The sequence below is a fragment of the Phenylobacterium montanum genome (assembly GCF_018135625.1).
Taxonomy (GTDB): Bacteria; Pseudomonadota; Alphaproteobacteria; order Caulobacterales; family Caulobacteraceae; genus Poindextera; species Poindextera montana.
In genome coordinates this window covers 4763351-4784730 of the sequence record NZ_CP073078.1, presented here as the reverse complement: position 1 = coordinate 4784730, position 21380 = coordinate 4763351, and the positions used below count along the sequence as shown (strand labels likewise).

Genomic DNA, 21380 nt, shown 5'->3' with positions numbered 1-21380 from the left:
TCGTTTCAACTCTGCTTCAGGCGGGCGGCGGCCAGGAATGGCGCCAGTGTCTCGGTGCGGTATTGAACGAAGGCGGCGTCGGAGCGGGCGGCGTGCGCGCCCACCAGCACCGTGGTCATGCCGAGGCCGGCGGCGGGCGCCAGGTTCTTCTCGCTGTCCTCGAAGAAGCAGGTGGCCAGGGGATCGATGTCGTGCGCCTCGATCATCCGGCGGAAGGTCCCCGGATTGGGCTTGGGCACATAGTCTGCAGAGGCGATGTGGAACACCGCCTCGAACTGGTCGGCCAGGTCCAGCTTTTCCAGCACCCGGTCGGCGTGGCGGGCGTCGCCATTGGTGAAGATCAGCCGCCGGCCCGGCAGGCGCTCGATCGCCGCGCGCAGGGCCGGGTCCGGGGTCAGGCCGTCCATGGAGACGTCGTGCACCTCGTCCAGGAACAGCTCCGGATCGACCCCGTGATTGGCCATCAGGCCGGCCAGGGTGGTGCCGTGCTCGTGCAGGTACTTCTTCTGCAGCGCCCGCGCCTCGGTGCGCTCCAGGCCCGTCTCGCGCTGCATGAAGTCGGTCATGCGCGCCTCGATCAGGGCCATGAACTCGCATTCGGCCGGATAGAGGGTGTTGTCCAGGTCGAACAGCCACACGTCTATGTGGGCCAGGTCTGGCGAGGACTCTGGGGTCATGCCCGCACCAGGGTCCCGGCGCCGTGCTCGGTGAACAGCTCGGTCAGCATGGCGTGCGGGCGGCGGCCATCCAGGATCACCACCGCCTCGACCCCGGCCTCCACCGCGGCGATGGCGGTCTCCAGCTTGGGGATCATGCCGCCGGTGGCGACGCCGTCGGCGATCATGCGCTTGGCCTCGACCACGGTCATCTGCCGCACCAACTCGCCGTCGGCGCCCAGTACGCCGGCGACATCGGTCAGCAGCAGCATGCGCTTGGCCTTCAGCGCCCCCGCCACCGCCCCGGCCACGGTGTCGGCGTTGATGTTGTAGGTGTCGCCTTCCTCGGACACGCCGATCGGGGCGATCACCGGGATATAGTCGTGGTTGGCGTAGATCAGGGCTTCCAGGATCTGCGGATCGACCCGCTTGGGGTCGCCGACGAAGCCCAGGTCGACGATGTGCTCGATGTTGCTGTCCGGGTCGCGCCGCGACTTCTTGGTCTTTTCGACCGTGATCAGCCGCGCATCCTTGCCCGACAGGCCCACGCCGCGCACGTCGGCCTCGGCGCCGGCCTGGTTGATGTAGTTGACGATCTCCTTGTTGATCGCCCCGGAGAGGACCATCTCGGCCACCTCCATGGTCGCCTCGTCGGTGACGCGCAGGCCGTCGACGAAGGTCGACTTGACTCCGGCCTTCTCCAGCATGCGGCTGATCTGCGGGCCGCCGCCATGGATCACCACCGGATGCACGCCCAGAAGCTTCAGGAGCACGCTGTCGGCGGCGAACAGCCTGGCCACCGCCTCCTCGCCCATGGCGTGGCCGCCGTATTTGATCACCACCGTCTCGCGGTCGTAGATCTGGATATAGGGCAGCGCCTCCGCCAGGGTCTTGGCGGTCGCCCAGCCGGGCTCGTCGGGGGATTCGGCGTAGGGGTCGGTCATGGCGGATCCGGGCGGGGACAAGCGGGCGCGGATCGGATAGAGCAGACCGGGACGATTGTCACGGACTGACAGGGGGCGATTTCAGCGGGCGCCGTCCGCCGTCGAAACCTCCGCGCCCTTGGGCGCCACGATCACCGCCAGGAACTCGGCCGGCTCGGTTCGGCTCGGATTGCGGCAGACGATGTGGTGCGCGCCCGGCGCCTCGGTCCAGCTCTGGCCGGGGCCAAGGGTCTTTTCCGGCTCGCCCTCCACCTGGGTGACGATGGTCCCTTTCAGCACGTAGGCCATTACGAAGCCGCCGTGGTGGTGCGGCATGGAGCTCTGGCCCGGCGCATAGGTGACGGTCACGGCTGTGAGGGCCATGTCCTTGCCGCTCGGCAGGTCGGCCTGGGTCACCGAAGCCACTGTAGCGCCGGCCAGGGCGCGCGAGGCCGGAGCCAGGCCGGCGACGAGCGCCATGGCGATAAGTATGGCGCGCATGTTCGTCACCCCTTGGCCAGTTTTTCGACGGCCGCCGCCAGACCGGCGTCCGACGGCCCCAGCTTGCGCGCCACCCGCCCCTTGGCGTCGATCAGCACCACCGTCGGCACGTCGTGCACGTCGAAGGCGCGGAACAGCCGGCCGGTCTCGTCCAGGGTCAGGGGCGCGGCGCTGCCGGGCTTGGCCTGATAGTCGCTGAGATCCTTGGCCGAGGCCCAGAGGCCGGAAGCCACCCCCAGCCAGTCGGCCTGACCCTTGGGCGCGATGGCGTTGACCTCTTCGCGCACCCGCCGACAGGCCTTGGACGCCTCGGGCCGGCTCTGGGCCAGGTAGCCCTCGCACCAGGGCGAGAAGAACACCAGCACGCGCGGCTTGCCGTCCGGGTTGGCGCCGGTCAGCGGAAAAGGCGCGCCGGCAGTGGTGGTCGCGGCGAGGCCCGTGGGCTGATCGCCGACACGGAACACCGGTTCGCGGGCCTCCTCGGCGCCGGTCGCCCCGGGCTTGCCCTGTTCGGCCAGGGCGGCGGCGAAGGCCTGGTGCAGCTTGTCGTCCTCCAGGTGGCCGACGTAGAGGATGCGGCCGTCGCGACCGACCACCACGTGCTGTGGCGTCACCCGCAGGTTCAGCGCCTGGGCCAGCCGCCCGTCGTCGATCACCACCGGCATGGTCAGGCTCAGCTTCTGGCGATAGGCGGCGACGCCCTCTGGGGTCTCGTTGAAGCCGGTGTTGACGGCGACGATCGTCACCTTGTCCTTCAGGTCCTGATAGTCCTTCTCGAAGGCCGGCATCTGCTGGCGGCATGGCACGCACCAGGTCGCCCAGAACTTCAGATAGACGGGCTTTTCCCCGTAGGCTTTGGCAAGGTCGATGCGCTGGCCGTCGAGGGTGGTGAGGGTGAGCGCGGGCGCCGGCCGGCCCAGAAGCTCTCGCCCCGCCGCCTCGGCCCGGCCCTGGCCGCTGTCGTCGTCAGCCTTTGCGGCGACGGCCGGTTTGGCCTGCATCGCGGGCGGCGCATGGCGGTCACAGCCAGCGCACAGCAGCAGCAGCGCGGCCAAGGAAGCTCTTGTCATCGGGTCCATCCTCCACTGGGTCCGCAGGATGGCGGCCTGACGGGCCAGAGTGGATTGCCAGTTTTGGGGAAAATCGAGGGCTGTTCCCTGTCCACTGACGCGGCGGCTCGCGCTGCACAGATTGGCGGGGTCTAAACCCCCACGGCCTCGGCGATCTCGGCTCGCAGCTCCGGCAATCCCGTCCCCTTCTCCGAAGACGTGGCGACCACCCGAGGGAAGGCCGCCGGGCGCTTGGAGATCGCCTTCAGGGTCGCGGCCACCACCTTGTCCAGTTCGGCCGGCTTGATCTTGTCGGCCTTGGTCAGGACGATCTGGTAGGACACCGCCGCGAGGTCCAGGGCGTCCAGGGCCTCAGCGTCGACGCTCTTCAGGCCATGGCGCGCGTCGATCAGCAGATAGACCCGCTTCAGGTTCGGCCGGCCGCGCAGGTAGGCGCGGCCGAGGTTCTGGAACTTCTTGGTGTCGGTCTTCGACGCCCGGGCGAAGCCGTAGCCGGGCAGGTCCACCAGGCGCAGCTTTTCGTCCAGCACGAAGAAATTGACCTCGCGCGTGCGCCCCGGCTCGTTGGAGGCGCGCGCCAGGTGCTTCTGGCCCACCAGGCCGTTGATCAGCGAGGACTTGCCGACATTGGAGCGGCCGGCGAAGGCCACTTCGGGCAGGTCGGCGGGCGGCAAGCCGTCGATCGACACCGCCCCCATCATGAACAGGCACGGCCGCGCGAACAGGATCCGCGCGGCCTCGATGGCGGCTTCGTCGTGGGCGGGGTCGCTCACCCCGCCGGCCTGGGCTTGGCGAAGGCGCCGAAGAAGCTGTCGATCGGGTTCTCCACCTTCAGCCGGTGCATGATCACGTACTGCTGCAGGATCGACAGCACGTTGTTCCAGCACCAGTAGATCAGAAGGCCGACGGTGAACTGGGCCATGATGAAGGTGAACATGATCGGCATCAGCTGGAACATCATCTTCTGAGCCGGATCGACGCCCGCCGGCGGGCTCATCGCCTGGCTGAGCCACATGGAAAAGCCGTAGAGCAGCGGCCAGACGCCCAGGTGCAGGCTGGTGGCCAGGAGGGTCCCGATCAGGGGCGCGTGCGAGGGATCCCACGGGATGGCGCCGAACAGGTTCCAGACGGTGGTCGGATCCTTGGCCGACAGGTCCTGGATCCAGCCGAAGAACGGCGCCTGGCGCATCTCGATGGTGACGGTCAGCACCTTGTAGAGCGAGTAGAACACCGGGATCTGGATCAGCATGGGCAAGCAGCCCATGAACGGGTTGATCTTCTCCCGCTGATACAGGGCCATGGTCTCCTGCTGCAGCTTGGCCTGGTCGTCGCCGTACTGCTTCTTCAACCCTTCGACCAAGGGCTGGATCTTCTTCATCTTGCTCATCGACTCGTAGGACTTGTTCGCGAGCGGGAAGAAGACCGCCTTGACGATCACGGTCAGGGCCAGGATCGAAAGACCGATATTGCCGATATAGCCTTTGAGGAACTCGAGCAGCTGGAACAGCGGCTGGGTGAAGAACCAGAACATGCCCCAGTCGACGGCGGAGTCGAACTTGGGAATGCCGAGCTTGGCGGAATAGGCCTTGAGCACCGGCACGGTCTTGGCGCCGGCGAAGACGTGGGTGGTGCGGGTCAGGGTCTGGCCCGCGGCGACGGTCTCGACCGGGCCGACATAGCCGGACTTGTAGAGATCGACGCCGTCAGCCTGCTCGACCGGGAACTTGGCGTCGAACTGCAGACTCTGGTCGGGAATCAGGGCCGCCAGCCAGTATTTCTCGGTGATGCCGAGCCAGCCGCCCTTGGAGCTCAGGTCGGCGAAGCCCTTCTTCTTCCAGTCCTTGTATTTCGCCTCGCGTAGCACGTCGCCGGAGAGGACGCCGATCGCGCCTTCGTGGACGATGTTGCTGTTGGTCAGGTCCGTCGTGGGCAGGCCCTGCTGCTCGACCACGCCGTAGCTGCGGATCGAAAGGGGCTGGGCCGTGCTGTTGGCGATCTGGTCGGTGACGGTGAACATCGCGTTGTCGTCGACAGCGATGGTGCGCACAGCCTTCAGCCCCTGGCCGTTGTCATAGGTCAGCACCAGCGGCGTCTGCGGCGTCAGCACCGCGCCCGCAGGGGCGGTCCAGGTGATCGCGTCCTCATTCGGCAAGGCCTCGGGCGCCGAGCCGGGTAGCCAGCCGGTCTGCACGAACCAGCCGGGCTGGGCGCCGCCGGGCCGCAGCAGCTGGACCAGGGGCGACTTGGGATTGGGGTCGGTGTGGTAGTGCTTCAGCGCCAGATCGTCGATGCGCGCGCCCTGAAGGCTGAGCGAGCCGGTCAGGCTGGGCGTGTCGATCTTGATCCGCGGCGCGGCGGCGGGCGCGGCCTTGGCGGCGAAGCCGGGGGCGCCCGGCGCAGTCAGGCTCGTGGGCGTCGCGGCCGCCTTGTGCGCCGCCGCCGCGGCGGCGGCCTGGGCTTGCTGCTGCGCGCGCAGCTTCTGCTGCGGCCCCATATAAAAGAACTGATACAGGCCAAGGATCACCACGGCGCAGATCACAAAGATGATCGTGTTGCGGTTGGACTCGTTATCCATGGGGGAAATCTATCCGGCGACGGCCGTCGGCGAGGTCGCCGCGGGAACCTGGGTGGCGGCGAGGCTTATCAGCGCGCTTTTCATATCGTCAAGCAGGCGCAACCAGGGACGCGCCGTCGTCCCGCCCCTGGCGATGAATACATAGTCGTAGCCCGCCCGGCCGTGCAGGGGCAGCAGCTGGCGCGCAGCCTCGCGCAGGCGCCGCTTGGCGCGGTTGCGCACCACCGCCCCGCCGATCTTGCGGGTGGCGGTGAAGCCGGCGCGGATCAGGTGGGCTTCGTCGCCGCGATCCAGGGCCTGGACCACCACCGCGCCCCTGGCGCAGGATGCGCCCTTGGCGGCCGCCAGAAACTGGGGCCGGGTCTTCAGGCGTTCGATTGGAGGGGGCGACGTCATGGGTTCCCGCCAGATCGTGCGGGAACAGTACGGTCTAGGCGGTCAGGCGCTTGCGGCCCTTGGCGCGGCGGCGGGCCACGACCTTCTGGCCGTTCTTGGTGGCCATGCGCGCGCGGTAGCCGTGACGGCGCTTGCGCACGAGTCGGGACGGCTGGTAGGTCCGCTTCACGATGACGGCTCCGGTTCAACAGGTCGACAAGGGCCGCGCCAAGGTCGGCGCGGAAATGAGCGGCGGTGGATAGGGGAATGAGACGCCCGTGTCAACAGATGGTGACGAACTCGGCCTGCGACGGGTGAGGAGCCGCGCCCTGGGCGCCATGCGCGGTCGTGACCCGCACGAGCCGCACCGGGCCTCGACGCCGCTCGAGCTTCTGTTCGACCTCACCTTCGTCATCGGCTTCGGCGTGGCCGCCCAGCAGTTGGGGCGGCTGGTCGCCCAGGGCCACGTCGCCGCCGGGCTTGCCGGTTTCAGCTTGGCCATGTTCGCCGTCTGCTGGGCCTGGATCAACTTTTCCTGGTTCGCCTCGGCCTTCGATGTCGACGACTGGATCTTCCGCGTCGTGACCATGGTGCAGATGGTCGGGGTGGTGGTCCTGGCCCTGGGCCTGCCGCGCATGTTCGCCTCGATCGACCACGGCCTGCCCCTCGACAACGGCGTCATGGTGCTGGGCTATGTGATCATGCGTATCGCCATGGTGGTCCACTGGCTGCGAGCCGCCGCCGGCGATCCCGCACGACGCCCGGCCTGCCTGGCCTACGCCCTCGCGATCACCGGCGCCCAGGTCGGCTGGGTGAGCACGCTGCTGATACACCCCGCGGGCGCGGCGGCCCTGGGCCTGACCGTCGGCTTCGTGCTGCTGGAGCTGTCCGGGCCGGTGTTCGCCGAACGCCTCAGCGACGGCACCCCCTGGCACGCCCATCACATCGCCGAGCGCTATGGCCTCCTGGCCATCATCGCCATCGGCGAGGGCATAGTCGGCGCCACGGCGGCGATCTCGGCGGCGGTGGAGGCCCAGGGCTGGAGCCTGGATGCGGCCCTGGTGGCGATCGCCGGCCTGGGCCTCACCTTCGGCATGTGGTGGGTCTATTTCCTCTTGCCCTCGGCGCCGGTTCTGCACATCCATCGCAGCCGCTCGTTCGTCTGGGGCTATGGCCACATGGTCCTGTTCGCCTCCATCGCCGCCACCGGCGCGGGCTTGCAGACCGCCTCCCAGTTCATCGCGCACCAGGCGCGGATCGGGCCGGTGACCACGGTTTTGGCTGTGGCGGCGCCGGTGGGGATCTATGTGCTCTTGGTCTACGGCCTCTATGCCTGGCTGGTGCGCAAGGGCGACAGCCTGCACATCGCCCTTCTGGCCGGGACGCTGGCGGTGCTGCTGTTCTCGGTCAACCTGGCGACCTTCGGCGTCGACATGGCCTGGTGCCTGGCGGTGCTGATGCTGGCGCCGCTGGTGACGGTGGTAGGCTACGAGACCCTGGGCAAGCGCCATGCGAGCGAGGCCGTCGCCAGGGCGGCCGGCCAGGCCGCGAAATAGCGCCGGCGAAAAAAAGAAGAGGCGGCCGGGGAGCGGCCGCCTCAGTCCAGGCAGGAACTCTCATCAGGCTCCGGCGGTCACGCCTTAGCGCGAGGCGACGACGGCCACGGGAGCCTTGGTGTTGGCGGCGGTGGCGACGCCGGCGTTGGCCTTGGCCAGGGCTTCGGTCACGCTGTCGCGGACGCAGCCGTCGCGCTCATAGATGGCCAGGACGTCGCCGGCATAGGCGGCGCGGCAGGCCTTGAACGCGGCGTCGCTGACGGCGGCGCGGACTTCGGAGGGGGACTTGTCGGTGGTCGAGACCTTGATCTCGGCGGCGTTGGCGGCGGTCGCAATGAAGGCGACGCCCACCAGGGCGGCGGCGAAACGGAACATGGCTATTCTCCAGGAAAAAAGAGATTGGGGAGGGATCTCTTGGTCGCTTCCTTGCCGGCGCGTTGTCCGGCGGCCCAGTCCAACCCATATGAGGCGCCGGATCAGGGGGTACTCAAACTCGGGTTACTCAATGACGTGTCATCTAAACACCGTCAAAATATGCCGCACGATCTGAACGCTGTCAACATCAAATTTCTCTCATTCTCAATGAAGCTTTTCTGACAGCTCCAAATCTGCTTCCGGCCGGCTCGACACCGCCCGCCGCCTCGCCGAAACTGACCTCCAACAAGATGATCGGGAGGGGCCGATGCTGACGCTCTATCACTGCGCCGACGCGCGCTCGTTCCGCCCGCTGTGGACGCTGGAGGAGCTGGGCCTGACCTACCAGCTGAACATGCTGCCCTTCCCGCCCCGGCTGCTGGCCAAGGACTATCTGGGCGTCAACCCGCTCGGCACCATCCCGACCCTGCTCGACGACGGAGCCCGGATGACCGAATCGGCGGCCATGATCCAGTATCTGGCGGCCCGCTACGGCGAAGGTCGCCTGGATGTGCCCGTCCAAGACGCACGCTATGCCGCCTATCTGAACTGGCTGCACTTCGGCGAGGCGACCCTGACCTTTCCTCAGACCCTGGTGCTGCGCTACACGCGGCTCGAGCCCGAGGATCGCCGCCAGCCGCAGGTGGCGGGCGACTATCGCCGCTGGTTCCTGGCCCGCCTGCGCGGCGTTGAGGCGGCCCTGGCCGACGAACGCCCCTATCTCTGCGGCGAGGCCTTCACCGGCGCGGACATCTCCGTCGGCTACGCGCTGCTGCTGGCCCAGACCCTGGGGATCGAGGAGGCCTTCACCGGTCCCGTGCGCGTCTACTGGGACCGGCTCACCGCCCGCGAGGCGTATCGCCGCGCCCGCCGGGTCCAGGCGCAGGCCGCCAACGACCAGGGCGTCGCCGCCGCCCAGGTGACCAGCGCCCTCAAGCCTTGAGCACGCCTTTCGCCCCGATCGCGATCGACGATCCGGACGATCCGCGCATCGCCGGCTATCGCAACATCCGCGAAAAGGACCTCGTGGGCCGCCAGGGGCTGTTCGTGGCCGAGGGCGAGGTGGTGCTGCGCATGCTGCTGGCCCAGAGCCGCCATGCGCCGCTATCGATCCTGATCGCCGCCAAGCGCGCCGAGAGCCTGGCCCCGCTGCTGGCCAGGGCGTCGCCGGAAACGCCGGTCTTTGCCGCCGGCCAGGCGGTGATGGACCAGGTGGTCGGCTTTCCCATCCATCGCGGCATCCTGGCCCTGGCCCGCCGCGCGCCTGAGCCGACCCCGTCCGAACTCCTCGCCGGCCTGCCGGGCCGCGCCCTCGCCTTGGCCCTGTTCGGCATCGCCAACCACGACAATATGGGCGGCCTGTTCCGAAACGCCGCGGCCTTCGGCGTCGGCGCAGTGCTGCTGGACGCCGAATGCTGCGATCCGCTCTATCGCAAGGCCATCCGGGTCTCGGTCGGCGGCGCCCTGGTCACGCCCTTCGCCCGGTTCGGGCCGAACCAGGACCCAATCACCCTGCTCCGGGATCACGGCTTCGAGCCCCTGGCCCTGACCCCGCGCGGCCGCACCCGCCTGATCGACCTGAAACGTCCGCCGCGCGCCGCCCTGCTCCTGGGCGCCGAGGGGCCTGGGCTGGCCGAGGCGCTGATCGCCCGCGCCAGCGACATCTCCATCCCGATGAGCGCCGGCTTCGATTCGCTGAACGTCGCCGCCTGCGCCGCCATCGCCCTGCACCAGCTCGCGTTCGGATCGGAGCGCTGAGCGGACTCAATGGCGGGTCAGTTGTCCCGCCGCCAGGACCAGCCGCCGCTCGATATTCGCGCGGTAGAGCGCGGCCAGAGTGGCGCCCACCGCCTCGCGCAGCTCGGTCAGCAGCGGATCGGACGCGCCCTCCAACTGGCCCTCCAGTTCGCCGAGCAGGTTCAGCAGCGTCGCGACCCGGTCGTCGGACATGCCCCCTCCGCCTAATCCTGCGCGGCCGCGACGAGGCGCAGCGCCTGCCGGACCTCGATCAGCTCGTCCGCGGCGGCGATTCGCACGAACGGCGCCACCACCGACCTCAAGGTCTGCTCGTCGTCGCCGGGCGCCAGGTCCGAGATCAGCACCACCGGCAGGCCCCAGTCGTGCGCCGTCAGCGCTGTCGCCAGGCACGAAGAGGACAGCGAGAAGCCGGCGATCACCAGCTCCGCCTCCGGATGCGCCTTCACCGCCTGGCGAAAGGCGCGGTTGGAAAAGGCCGAAACGCCCGTCCGATAGACCAGCCGCTCGATAGGCAGGGGCTCCAGCCCATCCACCGGCCGCGAGGCGTGCGAGGCCGAGCGTGGATGCACATGGGTGATCTCCCATCCTCGCCAGCGGGCGTGGTGCAACAGCCGGCGGCAGACGGCGATCCGGCGGGCGAGGCCCGTGGGATCGCCCTCGCAGGACCGCGCCTCGGATCGGACCAGATCCAGACAGACCAGATGGCGGGCGGCCGCTGACGGCTCGGGGCGAAGCGCAAACACTGAGGCGGAGGTCCTTCAGATCGGGGCGGCGGGCGCCGAGCGCGCCACGGAACGGTCGATGACGCCGGGTCGGTCCCAGTCGCCCTCGGGCCGCAGCAGCACCAGGGGTTCGGAATTGATGGTGATGGCGTCGGCCACGGGGGCCAGGTCGAATTCCAGCTCGACATAGTCGTAGTCGGAGAACGAGAAGGGATTGCGCCCGTCGCGCACGCGGCCCTGGAAGTAGCGCTTCCAGAACGGGACCACGCGCAGCTGGGCATGACCCATCAGCCGCCGGTAGCCCTTGCGCCTGGCCAGGTCGAAGGCCTCGCGGCTCAGCATCATCAGGCCCGGACCGCCGCGGTGCTCCTTGCGGATGGACAGCCGCTCCAGCTTGGCGAAGTCGGCGAACCAGCGCAGGCGCACCACCCCCACCGGCTCGTCGGCCTTGCGCAGGATCAGGTGGGTGGCGCCAGCGAAGTCGTTGCCGTCGAACTCCTCGTCATAAGGGCAGGCCTGCTCGCCCATATAGACGAGGGTGCGCACGGCCATCACCTGCATCAGGTCGTTCAGGGTGCGGGCGATCCGGACTTCGAAATCGTTGGCGAAGGCGCGCGCCGGGCGCGCCGCGACGGGCGGCGGGAGATGGACGGTCATGCGGCGATCCTCGAACCGAGGTGGGGAGCCAGCTGCAGGAGGCCGGTGGTCGAGCCCGGATAGGGGCGAAAGCCGATCCGTTCGATCAAGAGCCGCTCGCCCTGGGGGGTGGCGGCGCGGGAATAGTAAGGCAGATGGCCGACCGGCCCGTTGGCGATGGCGCTCAGCCCGTCGACCAGGCGGCGCGCGGCCATCTTGCGGGTGGCGGCTATGCCCCAGCCGTAGAGGGCGGCCGGGTCTTCGCCGATGGCGGCAACATGGGCCAGGTCCGGGTCGAGGGCGTCGAAGGTTTCGTGGCGAATCGCGTCGTGGCCGGCGGCGCTCAGCATCACCAGGGCCAGGACCCCGGTCAGCTCGTCCTCGTCGCGATGCAGGAACAGGCCGGCGCCGGAATATTCATGCACACGTTGCAGCCCTGCGGGAGAGACGATGGTTCCGCCGATCAGCGCCGCGGCGAAGCGCCGCGCCTCGGCGACCTCCTGTGGACGGGCCGGATGAATGTCGAGCAAGGCGAGCTCGGCGCGCACAGCCGAGGTGACTGTCTGACGCACCTCACTATGGGTCGAGGATTCTGCAGTCACCGTACAGCCTCCTTGTTGCTAGCCGTGCGGACTTGGTAGAGCCTGGAGCGCCGTTCCGGGACCCGCGAAGATTGCAAGGGGGTCTTGCGGAAATGAAAGGGGTAGGTCGGTTTTGGTTAAGGTCGTAAAGCGTAAGGCGGATTGGACCGATATCCGGTTGTTCTGGGCGGTGGCGCGCCTGGGCAGCTTCGGCGCGGCGGCGCGCACCCTCGACATCGGTTTGACAACCATTACGCGCGCCGTGGACCGGCTGGAGGAGCGGCTAAACACCAAACTCCTGATCCGAGGCCCCCAGGGCGTGACCCTGACCGAGGCGGGCGAGCGCGCCTACGACAGCGCCCTGACCATGGAGCGGGCGGCCGAGAACTTCGAAACCCATGTCCAGGACAGCGAGAACGCGCCGGAAGGACGGGTCCGTATCGCGGCGCCCGACGGCCTGGCCGGGGTGTTCCTGCCGCCGCACATTCCCGAGTTCCTGCGCGCCAATCCGCGCATCGACCTGATCATCGACGCCGGCCTGTGGCCCGACCGGCCGATCGCCAGCGATGTCGACCTGACCCTGACCTTCAGCGAGCCGAAGAACCCGGACATGGTGGCCATCCCCCTGGCCCATTTCCACTACACCCTGTTCGCCTCGCGCGACTATGTGGCCCTCTACCGGGCGCCGACCACGCCCGAGGAGGTAATGGCGCATCCTTACGTCCACCACGCCGCCCAGGACCACGAGCGCGAGTCCTGGCACCCGCGCACCGCGGCCTTCCAGGACTTCCTGCACAAGCGGATCGTCACCAATTCCAGCGCGGTCTCGTTCTTCTCCATCAAGCAGGGCGCGGGCATCGGCCCGCTGCCGACGGCGATCCTGTCGCTCGACCCGAGCCTGGTCATGCTGGACCTGCCGGTCGAGACCCTGAGGCTCTGGCTGGTGCGGCGGCGCGACGCCTCTCGCTCGGCGCGCATCCGCTGCGTGATCGAGTGGCTGCGCGAGCTGTTCGACGCCAAGCATCAGCCCTGGTATCGCGCAGAGTTCGTGCATCCGCGCGAGTTCGGCCCCTATCTCGACCCGGCCCGCCGCGAGGAGGACGAGCCGGTCGCCGCCCTGCCCGTGGGCCGCCGGCGGCTGAAGTCCTAGCGCCATGCGGTTCGAGATCCGCGCCGTCCATGCCCGCCAGGTCTGGGATTCGCGCGGCCGGCCGACCGTCGAGGCCGAGGTGGCCCTGGCCGGCGGGGCGAGCGGCCGGGCCATCGCCCCCGCCGGCGCCTCCCGCGGCGAGCACGAGGCGGTCGAGCTGCGTGACGGCGGCGAAGGTTTCGGCGGCCAGGGAGTCGACCTGGCTGTAGCCAATGTCTGCGGCCCGATCGCCAGCGCCCTGGCGGGCGCCGATGCTAGCGACCAGGCGGCGATCGACGCCCGGCTGATCGAGCTCGACGGGACCGCGAACAAGGCGCGGCTGGGCGGCAACGCCCTGGTCGCCGTCTCGCTGGCCGTGCTGCAGGCGGCCGCCGCGGCCGAGGGCCTGCCGCTGTGGCGCCACCTCGCCGCCGGCGCCCCCGTGCGCCTGCCCCTGCCCGAGGTGCAGATCTTCGGCGGCGGCGCCCACGCCGGCCGGCGCACCGACGTGCAGGACTTCATGATCATGGCCCCGCACGCCGGCTCCTTGCGCCGGGCGCTGGAGATCACCGCCGCGGTCTATCGCGCCGCCGGCGCCCTGATGGCCGAGCGCGGCCCCCTCGCCGGGGTCGCCGACGAGGGCGGCTGGTGGCCGGCTTTCGACAGCAACGAGGCCGCGCTGGAGGCCCTCACCGCCGCCATCGAGCGCGCAGGCTTCCGCCCGGGCGAGGACGTGTTCATTTCCCTCGACATCGCCGCGAGCGAATTCGGCCGCGGCGGCCGCTACCGACTGGCGCTCGATGGGCGCGGACTGGGCTCCGAGGCTATGGTCGAGATGCTGGCCGGCTGGACCCGAGCCTATCCGATCCTGTCCATCGAGGACCCGGCCGGCCAGGACGACCCCGCCGGCATGGCCGCCGCGACCCGCAGCTTCGGCGACCGCGTGCAGGTGATCGGCGATGATTTCCTGGTCACCAGCGCCGAGCGGGTGCGCGCGGCGGCTATGGCGGGCGCCGCCAACGCCGCCCTGATCAAGGTCAACCAGGCGGGGACCGTCAGCGAGGCCAAGGCCGCCCTCGACGCCGCCAAGGCCGCCCACTGGGGAACCATCGTCTCCGCCCGCTCCGGCGAGAGCGAGGACGTGGCCATCGCCCACCTGGCCGTGGGCTGGGACGCCGGCCAGATCAAGGTCGGCTCCTTCGCCCGCTCCGAGCGCATGGCCAAGTGGAACGAACTCCTGCGCATCGAGGAGGCCCTGGGCGCGGACGCCGTCTTCGCCGGCGCGGACGCCCTGCCGGTCCGTCCCCTCCCGGCTCGCCCATGAAGATCGTCCTGCAATACCGCGCCAGCCCGGGCTTTCGCCGCAACCTCGCCGAGGCCTTCGACGGCTGGAGCGAGCTTTCCGTGGTTGACGAGACCGACGAGGCGACCTTCACCACCCTGATGGCCGAGGCCGAGGTGCTGTTGCATGTGCTGAAACCCGTCACCGCCCAGGTGATCGCCGGCGCGCCCAAGCTTCGGCTGGTGCACAAGCTGGGCGTCGGGGTGAACACCATCGACCTCGAGGCCGCCCGCGCGCGCGGCATCCAGGTGGCCAACATGCCCGGCAGCAACAGCCAGGCGGTCGCTGAAATGACCCTGATGCTGATGCTGGCCACCCTGCGCCGGGCGGCCTATTTCGACCGCATTACCCGCGCCGGCGAGGGCTGGAGGCCGGACCTCGACCTCCTCGACAGTTCCGGCGAGATCTGTGGCCGGACGGTGGGCTTCTTCGGCTTCGGCAGCGTGCCCAGCCGCCTCGCCCCCGCCCTGACCGCCCTGGGCGCCGAGGTGATCTATACCGCCCGCTCGCCCAAGCCGGAGGCGCCCTACGCCTTTGTCGGCCTGGACGAGCTTCTGGCGCGCGCCGACATCCTCAGCCTCAACGCCCCGGCGACGCCCGAGACCCGCGGCCTGATCGGCGCGGCGGCCCTGGCGCGGATGAAGCCCGGGGCCATGATCGTCAACACCGCCCGCGGCGAGCTGATCGACGAAACCGCCCTGGCCGCGGCGATCCGCAGCGGCCACATAGCCGGCGCCGGCCTCGACGTCTTCGCCGCCGAGCCGGCCGGAGCCGACAATCCGCTGTTCGCCCTGCCCCAGGTGGTCGTGGCCCCGCACATCGCCTGGCTGACGCCGGAGACGCTGAAGCGCAGCATCGCCATAGCGCGGGAAAACTGCCGGCGGCTGGCCGCCGGGGAGGCGTTGGTCAATCGGGTGGTTTGAGGCTCCGGGCTGTTCACTAAGCGCTGCGGCTTTAATTTTTTCCGCTCATCCCCGCGAAGGCGGGGATCCAGGGGCCGCCTGCACAGGCCGGTGGCTGAATCTGGATCCCCGCCTTCGCGGGGATGAGCGGATTCAAAATATCGGGGTCGCACCCTCACCCCAACGCCCGCTCCGCCGCCGCGATCAGCCGGGCCAGGCCCGCATCCACGTCCGCGCCCAGGTGGACCCGCAGGTGCCGGCGGCCGCGCTCGGCCAGGACACCCAGGTCGCCGCGGGCCTGGGCCTGCAGCACCACGCCGAAGCCGTACTTGCGGCCGGGCACGGCGAGGTCTTCGCCGATGGCGTGGGTGATCTGCAGGAACACCCCGCTGTCCGGCCCGCCCTTGTAGGCCTGACCGGTGGAATGCAGGAACCGCGGCCCGAACTGCAGCGCCGTGGCCAGCTTGAAGCGCTCCAGCAGCTTCTTGCGCAGACCCTGCAGGGCGGCGATGTGCTTGTGGTCCCGGTCGATATAGGCGAGCAGCGCCAGATAGTCCCCCGCCCCCGCCCGGGCGAAGTGGGCGCCCAGCACGCCCTCCAGGGTGGCCGCGCCGCCTTCCAGCAGGGCCTTGGCGTTGGCCTTGTCGGCGAACAGGGCGATGCCGTCCGCCTCCAGGAACGGCGTCTCGGCCGCCAGGGCGCCGGTGGCCTCGTAGCCCGAGGTCAGCTCGCGGGTCTTGATCTTGCTGGCCTCGACGTCGGGCTGGTCGAAGGGATGGATGCCGATCACGGCGCCGGCGATGGCGGTGGCGACTTCCCAGCGCACGAACTCCTGGCCCAGGCTGTCGCGGCTCGCGAGGTCGATGCGCACCACCGGATGGCCGGCCTCCTCAAGCTCCCGCACATGCCCGTCCAGCTCCGGCTGGTCGTGATCCGACAGGCGCAGATAGGCGAACACCCGATCGGCGCCGTAAGTCCCGGCCGAAACCGCCGGCTCGCCGTCCAGCGGGATGATCCCCTTGCCGATCTTGCCGGTGGATTCGGCGATGAGCTGCTCCAGCCAGGCGCCGACGTCCGCCAGGCCCCGCGAGGCGACCAGGGTCAGCTTGTCCCGCCCGGCCAGGGCCGCCGCGCCGAGCGCCAACCCTAGAGCCACGCCCGGGTTCGAGGCCGGCGGGGCGCTGGCTTCGCAGGCGTGGGTCATGACCTGTGTCGAGCCGACGAAGCCGCGCACGTCCAGGCCGGCCGCAGCCGCCGGGACCATGCCGAAGTTGGACATCACCGAATAGCGGCCGCCGATCGCCGGATCGCCCAGGAAGATGCGGCGGAAGCCCTGAGCCTTGGCGGTGGCTTCCAGCTGGGAGCCAGGGTCGGTGATGGCGACGAAGGACGCGCCGGCCTTCTCCGCGCCCAGGACGGCGCAGGCGCGGTCGTAGAAGTAGCGGTGCAGGATGTCCGGCTCCAGGGTCGAGCCGGACTTGCTGGCCACGATGTAGAGGGTCCGGGCCGGGTCGATCTGCGCCTCGAAGCGGGCGACCTGTTCCGGGTCGGTGGAGTCGAGCACCAGAAGCTTGGGATGCCCCGGCCGTGAACCGAAAGTCTCGGCCAGCACCTCCGGCCCGAGGCTCGATCCGCCCATGCCCAGCAACAGGCAGTGGATGAAGCCGGCGCCGGCCACCTCTTCGGAGAAGGCCGCCAGGGCGTCCAGGTCGACCCGCTCGCCGCGGGCGGCCGCCAGCCAGCCCAGCCACCTGGCCTCGTCCCCGCCGGTCCAGAGGCTGGCGTCGCCGGCCCAGAGCCGCCGGCTCCAGCCCTCGGCGCGGGCGTGCTCGGTCGCCTGGGCCAAGGCGCCCTTCAGGCTGTCGGGAATCGCGATGTGCTGCCGGTTCAGCCGCGCGCCCAGGACCTCCGCCCGCTTGTCGGCCACCACGCCATAGAGCTTGTCGGCGGCGTCGGCGAACAGCTTCACGCCATCGACCACCAGCCGGTCGGTGACCCCCGCAAGGTCCAGGCCGAACCGCTCGGCGCCGGCCAGCACCTCGGCGGCGCCTTCGACATCGTCGGTCAGGGTGTCGGCCACGCGGCCGTGGTCGCGGAAGGCGTCCATGGTCTTGGGCGGCATGGTGTTGACCGTGTCGGGCCCGATCAGGGTCTCGACATAGAGCACGTCGGAATAGCGGGGGTCCTTGGTCCCGGTGGAGGCCCAGAGCAGCCGCTGGGGCGCCGCGCCCGCCTCGGCCAGGGCCTTCCAGCGGGGTGTGGCGATCAGGTCCAGGTAGCGCTGATAGGCGATCTTGGCGTTGGCGATCGCCACCTGGCCGCGCAGGCGCGAGAGCGCCAGATTGGCGGCGTCGTCGCCGGCGCCGGCCTTCAGCTTGGCGTCGATGGCCTCGTCGATCTGGGCGTCGATGCGGCTGATGAAGAAGCTGGCCACCCCATGCACGCGGGAAACGTCGCCGCCCCTGGCCTTGAAGTCCTCGAGGCCGGCGACGTGCGCCTCGGCCACCGCCAGATAGGCCTCCAGCGAGAACAAGAGGGTCACGTTGACGTTGATCCCCTCGCCGATCAGCGTGCGGATCGCCGGAACCCCCGGCCCCGTCCCCGGCACCTTGATCATCAGGTTTGGCCGGTCCACCGCGATCCACAGGCGCCGCGCCTCGGCGATCGTGGCCTCGGTGTCCATGGCCAGATAGGGCGAGACCTCCAGGCTGACATAGCCGTCGCGGCCGCCCAGGCGGTCATAGACCGGCCGCAGCTGGTCCGCCGCCGCCTGGATGTCGGCCACGGCCAGGTGCTCGAAGGCCGCCGCCGGGTCGGCGTCGCCGGCCTCGATGAAGGCCTTCAGCGCCGCGTCATAGTCGCGGCTGCCGCCGATCGCCTTTTCGAAGATCGCCGGGTTCGAGGTCACCCCCGTGACACCGTCCCGCTCGATCAGGGCCTTCAGCCCGCCGTTCTCCAGCATGTCGCGCTGGACGAAGTCGAGCCACACAGCCTGGCCGGCCTGGCCCAATTGCAGCAGCGGATTGGTCATGGATCACAGGTCCCTGGCGCGAGAGGATCGAGTCGGCTCGCTTCATAAACGCCCGAGGCCCGGAAGGGGACCGCTGATTTTGGTTATGCCCAATTCAGGACCAAAATTCTTCGCCCGCGGTCACTCCTCGATCGCCGAATAGATGATGTTCTTCAGCTGCCCCCGGAAATTGAACGTCCCTGAAGGCATCAGCTGGGTCATGAACACCACGCTCAGGTCCTCCTTCTGGTCGACCCAGAAGATGGTCGAGGCGGCGCCGCCCCAGTAGAAGTCGCCGGCGCCCAGATTGCCGGTGGCCACCTCGTCCAGGCTCATGGCGAAGCCCAGGCCGAAGCCGACGCCTGAATAGGCCGTCTCGGAAAAGCCGCCGATGGCCATGTCGGTCAATTCGCCCGCGCCGCCCCTCAGGTGGTTGCGGCGCATCAGGTCGATGGTGCGCGGCCCCAGGATTCGCGCGCCGTCCAACTCCCCGCCCCGCCGCAGCATCTCGCAAAAGCGCAGGTAGTCGGCGGTGGTCGAGGTCAGGCCGCCGCCGCCGGAGAGGAAGCTGGGCTGGCTGAGATAGTCGCTGGCGAACGGATCGTCGCTCAGGTGCAGCTTGCGGTCCGGCCCCCGCCGATAGTTGGCGGCGAAGCGCTCCACCTTGTCCGGCGCGACCACGAACGATGTGTCCTTCATCTCCAGCGGGCCGAAGATGGTCTCCTGCAGGAAATGGTCGAACCGCTTGCCGCTGATCGCCTCGCAGAGATAGCCGCAGACGTCCGTCGACAGCGAATACATCCACCGCTCGCCCGGATGATAGCGCAGGGGGACCTTGGCCAGCTTCATGGCGAAGTCGCGCAGGGTCTCGTCCTTGTCGCGACGCACGCGGTGCTCGGCATAGGCCTTGTCCACCGGATGGCCGTCATCGGGCGCGCCGAGGGCGGCCAGCAGCGAGCCGTAGGTCAGCCCGCCGGTGTGACAGAGCACGTCGCGGAAACTCATCGGCCGGTTGGGCTTGATCAGCTCCATCCGGTCGCCGTCGCCGCCGACCCAGACCTTGTGGTCCTTCCATTCGGGGATGTAGCGGCTGACCGGGTCGTCCAGCTGGAAATAGCCCTGCTCGAACAGGGTCATCAGGGCCACCGAGGTGATCGGCTTGCTCATGGAGTAGATGCGGAAGATGGCGTCGTCGGCCATCGGCTTGCCGCGCTCGATGTCCATGCTGCCCAGCGATTTGAAATAGGCCAGCCGCCCGTGGCGCGCCACCGCGACCTGGCAGCCGGCGATCTTGCCCGGCTCGACATAGGCGCGGCTGAGGTGGTCGGCGATCCGCTCCAGGCGGGTTTCCGAAAGCCCGGTGCGGGCGACCTGCGCATCCATTCCTGCGTTTCCCTCGTTGATTTCGTCTTCTGAGTGGACGCCCATCATGATCCGAACATTCGGTATGGCCAAGAGCCAGAGTGGCGCCGGCGGCGCCTGTCGCAGGAAAGCCTCACCGCGGGAATTGTGTCGCCGGGCGCGCGCATTCGGCTGCGAATTCCACTATCTGGGGCCAAGGCCCCGCTTGCTTGGCGGCGAGCTTTGATGAACGAGCGGAACATGACGGCGGACAGGGGCGATAGCAGGCGAAAGACGGACGGCCCCTCGGCCCGCGGGCTGGCGGCTGTGCTGGGCCTGGTGGTCGCCACCGGGCTGCTCGCGAGCGCCGTAACCGCAGCTCAGCCGCCCCCCGCCGCGCCAGCGCCTCAGCCTGCTCAGGCCGCCCCAGCGCCGGCGCCGACGCCGCCCCCGCCGCCGGTCTGGACGGCTATGCGCCCGGATCAGGTCGACCTGCTGCGCAAGACCCTCGGCCAGGCCGAGGCGCACGGATTCGCTCACGACGCCTTCGTCCCGGCGCGCCTTGACGCGCTGCTGCAGTCGCAGAGCGGCGACGAGCGCCACCAGGGCGAGATCCAGCTGATCGCCGCCACCCTGCGCTACGCCCGCGCGGTGCACAGCGGACGGCTGGCCTCGGCCGCCTTCATGGACCCCTGGGGCATGCGCCCCGCCCCCTTCGACCCGGCGCCGGGGTTCCTGGCCGCGGTCAAGGGCGACAGCCTGGCCGCCTGGCTCGAAGGCCTGCCGCCGCCCTATGCCGGCTATGAGTCGCTGAAGGGCGCGCTGGCCACCTATCGCAAAATCGCCGCCGACGGCGGCTGGGACGCCATCGACGACGGCCCGGACCTCAAGCTCGGCGACAAGGATCCGCGCGTGGCCGAACTGCGCGACCGCCTGGCGATCGAGGACCCCGGCTTCGCCGCGCTGCCCCGGCCCAAGCTGTTGAACCTATTCGACCAACCCCTGGCCGAGGCCCTGGCTCGCGCCCAGCGGCGCTATGGACTCAACCCCACGGGCCAACTCGGCAAGCAGACCCTGGCGGCGCTGAACCGCCCGGTCGAGGACCGCATCGCCCAGATCCTGGCCAATATGGAGCGCTGGCGCTGGCTACCCCAGACCCTGCCGGCCGACCGCATCCAGGTGAACATCGCCGCCGCGGTCCTGACCCTGTTCAAGGACGACCAGCCGACGCTGTCGATGAAGGCGGTGACCGGCAAGCCCGGCGACGAGACGCCCATGCTCACCTCGCAGATCCAGAGCATCGTGCTCAATCCGCCCTGGAACGTGCCGTCCGACATCGCCGCCAAGGAGATCCTGCCCAAGGAGCGGGCCCACCCGGGCTACATGAAGCGCAATGACTTTATCGTGATCTCGACGCCCGAAGGCGGCAGCCGCATCCAGCAAAAGGCCGGCGACAAGGCCGCTCTGGGCAAGGTCAAGTTCGACTTCGCCAACCGCTTCGGGGTCTATCTGCACGACACCCCGACCAAATCCACCTTCTCGCGCTTCTCTCGCCAGGCCAGCCATGGCTGCGTGCGGCTGGAAAAGGCCCAGATTCTGGCCAATGCGCTGCTGTCGGGCGACGCAGTCTGGACCCCCGACAAGGTGCAGCAGACCCTGGATTCCAAGAAGACCGTCCGCGCCCCCCTGCCCGCCCCGATCTCGGTCTATCTGATGTACTGGACCGCCTTCGTCGGCCCGGATGGCATCGCCCAGTTCCGCGCCGACCCCTATGACTGGGACGCCGCCCTGATGCAGCGGATCGCCGCACCCGCCCACGGCCCAGCTTGACCCGACGCGCGGCTTAGGGTGTGCTCCCGGTCACAGGTCGCCGGGGGGCGTCGTAGGCA

Annotated in this window: 21 protein-coding genes and 1 pseudogene; 7 read left to right on the top strand and 15 right to left on the bottom strand. The window is 69.4% G+C overall.

Features of this window, described 5'->3' with window-relative positions; translation table 11 throughout:
• Positions 1-5 precede the first annotated feature (5 nt).
• The 8 genes and pseudogenes from KCG34_RS21905 to rpmH all read right to left on the bottom strand — a co-directional run bounded on the left by KCG34_RS21905 (position 6) and on the right by rpmH (position 6290).
• Positions 6-677 (bottom strand): pyrimidine 5'-nucleotidase, encoded by a 672-nt coding sequence (locus KCG34_RS21905; RefSeq protein ID WP_211937719.1) that lies wholly within the window; start codon positions 675-677, stop codon positions 6-8.
• Complete coding sequence (gene argB / locus KCG34_RS21900; protein WP_211937718.1) at positions 674-1600, bottom strand: acetylglutamate kinase; 927 nt, start codon at positions 1598-1600, stop codon at positions 674-676. Before argB ends, KCG34_RS21905 begins: the two co-directional genes overlap by 4 nt.
• An 81-nt stretch (positions 1601-1681) precedes the next feature.
• Positions 1682-2080 (bottom strand): cupin domain-containing protein, encoded by a 399-nt coding sequence (locus KCG34_RS21895; protein ID WP_211937717.1) that lies wholly within the window; start codon positions 2078-2080, stop codon positions 1682-1684.
• A gap of 5 nt (positions 2081-2085) precedes the next feature.
• A complete protein-coding gene (locus KCG34_RS21890) occupies positions 2086-3150 on the bottom strand; it encodes a TlpA family protein disulfide reductase (protein ID WP_211937716.1) in 1065 nt (354 codons plus the stop codon).
• Positions 3151-3281: 131 nt separating this feature from the next.
• Positions 3282-3923: a ribosome biogenesis GTP-binding protein YihA/YsxC gene (gene yihA / locus KCG34_RS21885; protein ID WP_249138116.1), complete on the bottom strand. Its 642-nt coding sequence runs from the start codon at positions 3921-3923 to the stop codon at positions 3282-3284.
• Positions 3921-5725, bottom strand: a pseudogene (gene yidC / locus KCG34_RS21880) (membrane protein insertase YidC); the annotation flags it as partial. The gene yihA and the pseudogene yidC, both read right to left, overlap by 3 nt.
• A 9-nt stretch (positions 5726-5734) precedes the next feature.
• A complete protein-coding gene (rnpA, locus tag KCG34_RS21875; RefSeq protein WP_211937714.1) occupies positions 5735-6121 on the bottom strand; it encodes a ribonuclease P protein component in 387 nt (128 codons plus the stop codon).
• Positions 6122-6155: 34 nt separating this feature from the next.
• Positions 6156-6290: a 50S ribosomal protein L34 gene (rpmH, locus tag KCG34_RS21870; RefSeq protein WP_158917314.1), complete on the bottom strand. Its 135-nt coding sequence runs from the start codon at positions 6288-6290 to the stop codon at positions 6156-6158.
• An 88-nt stretch (positions 6291-6378) separates the two neighbouring features.
• Here rpmH and KCG34_RS21865 point away from each other — a divergent pair, with 88 nt between their 5' ends.
• Entirely contained in the window at positions 6379-7656 is a 1278-nt protein-coding gene (locus KCG34_RS21865; protein ID WP_211937713.1) for a low temperature requirement protein A, read from the top strand.
• An 84-nt stretch (positions 7657-7740) separates the two neighbouring features.
• On the opposite strand, the gene KCG34_RS21860 is transcribed toward KCG34_RS21865, so the two are convergent.
• The gene (locus KCG34_RS21860; protein ID WP_211937712.1) at positions 7741-8031 is read right to left on the bottom strand and encodes a hypothetical protein; all 291 of its coding nucleotides are present in this window, start codon (positions 8029-8031) and stop codon (positions 7741-7743) included.
• Positions 8032-8338: 307 nt separating this feature from the next.
• Between KCG34_RS21860 and KCG34_RS21855 the strand changes: the two genes are divergently transcribed.
• Positions 8339-9013 (top strand): glutathione S-transferase family protein, encoded by a 675-nt coding sequence (locus KCG34_RS21855; protein WP_211937711.1) that lies wholly within the window; start codon positions 8339-8341, stop codon positions 9011-9013.
• Positions 9010-9828, top strand: coding sequence for a TrmH family RNA methyltransferase (locus KCG34_RS21850; RefSeq protein ID WP_211937710.1), 819 nt, complete (start codon positions 9010-9012; stop codon positions 9826-9828). The genes KCG34_RS21855 and KCG34_RS21850 overlap by 4 nt, the downstream gene beginning before the upstream one ends.
• Before the next feature lie 6 nt (positions 9829-9834).
• Here KCG34_RS21850 and KCG34_RS21845 read toward each other — a convergent pair whose 3' ends face one another.
• Genes KCG34_RS21845 through KCG34_RS21830 form a run of 4 tightly spaced genes read right to left on the bottom strand, consistent with a single transcriptional unit; the run spans position 9835 to position 11788 of the window.
• The gene (locus KCG34_RS21845; RefSeq protein ID WP_211937709.1) at positions 9835-10020 is read right to left on the bottom strand and encodes a hypothetical protein; all 186 of its coding nucleotides are present in this window, start codon (positions 10018-10020) and stop codon (positions 9835-9837) included.
• Positions 10021-10031: 11 nt separating this feature from the next.
• A complete protein-coding gene (locus KCG34_RS21840; RefSeq protein ID WP_211937708.1) occupies positions 10032-10571 on the bottom strand; it encodes an isochorismatase family protein in 540 nt (179 codons plus the stop codon).
• Positions 10572-10586: 15 nt separating this feature from the next.
• Positions 10587-11207: a GNAT family N-acetyltransferase gene (locus tag KCG34_RS21835; RefSeq protein ID WP_211937707.1), complete on the bottom strand. Its 621-nt coding sequence runs from the start codon at positions 11205-11207 to the stop codon at positions 10587-10589.
• Complete coding sequence (locus KCG34_RS21830; RefSeq protein WP_211937706.1) at positions 11204-11788, bottom strand: hypothetical protein; 585 nt, start codon at positions 11786-11788, stop codon at positions 11204-11206. The genes KCG34_RS21835 and KCG34_RS21830 overlap by 4 nt, the downstream gene beginning before the upstream one ends.
• A gap of 112 nt (positions 11789-11900) precedes the next feature.
• Here KCG34_RS21830 and KCG34_RS21825 point away from each other — a divergent pair, with 112 nt between their 5' ends.
• The 3 genes from KCG34_RS21825 to KCG34_RS21815 are packed head-to-tail and all read left to right on the top strand — an operon-like array spanning position 11901 to position 15161.
• Positions 11901-12917 carry a LysR family transcriptional regulator gene (locus tag KCG34_RS21825; RefSeq protein WP_211937705.1) on the top strand — a complete coding sequence of 339 codons (1017 nt, stop codon included), beginning with the start codon at positions 11901-11903 and terminating at the stop codon, positions 12915-12917.
• Positions 12918-12921: 4 nt separating this feature from the next.
• Positions 12922-14220, top strand: a complete 1299-nt coding sequence (gene eno / locus KCG34_RS21820) for a phosphopyruvate hydratase (protein WP_211937704.1) — start codon at positions 12922-12924, stop codon at positions 14218-14220.
• Positions 14217-15161 (top strand): 2-hydroxyacid dehydrogenase, encoded by a 945-nt coding sequence (locus KCG34_RS21815; protein WP_211937703.1) that lies wholly within the window; start codon positions 14217-14219, stop codon positions 15159-15161. The genes eno and KCG34_RS21815 overlap by 4 nt, the downstream gene beginning before the upstream one ends.
• 154 nt (positions 15162-15315) lie before the next feature.
• On the opposite strand, the gene KCG34_RS21810 is transcribed toward KCG34_RS21815, so the two are convergent.
• Positions 15316-18171 (bottom strand): bifunctional transaldolase/phosoglucose isomerase, encoded by a 2856-nt coding sequence (locus tag KCG34_RS21810; protein ID WP_211937702.1) that lies wholly within the window; start codon positions 18169-18171, stop codon positions 15316-15318.
• A 120-nt stretch (positions 18172-18291) separates the two neighbouring features.
• Positions 18292-19533 carry a serine hydrolase domain-containing protein gene (locus KCG34_RS21805; RefSeq protein WP_211937701.1) on the bottom strand — a complete coding sequence of 414 codons (1242 nt, stop codon included), beginning with the start codon at positions 19531-19533 and terminating at the stop codon, positions 18292-18294.
• 219 nt (positions 19534-19752) lie between these two features.
• Between KCG34_RS21805 and KCG34_RS21800 the strand changes: the two genes are divergently transcribed.
• Positions 19753-21321, top strand: coding sequence for a L,D-transpeptidase family protein (locus KCG34_RS21800; protein ID WP_211937700.1), 1569 nt, complete (start codon positions 19753-19755; stop codon positions 21319-21321).
• The last annotated feature ends 59 nt before the right edge of the window (positions 21322-21380 follow it).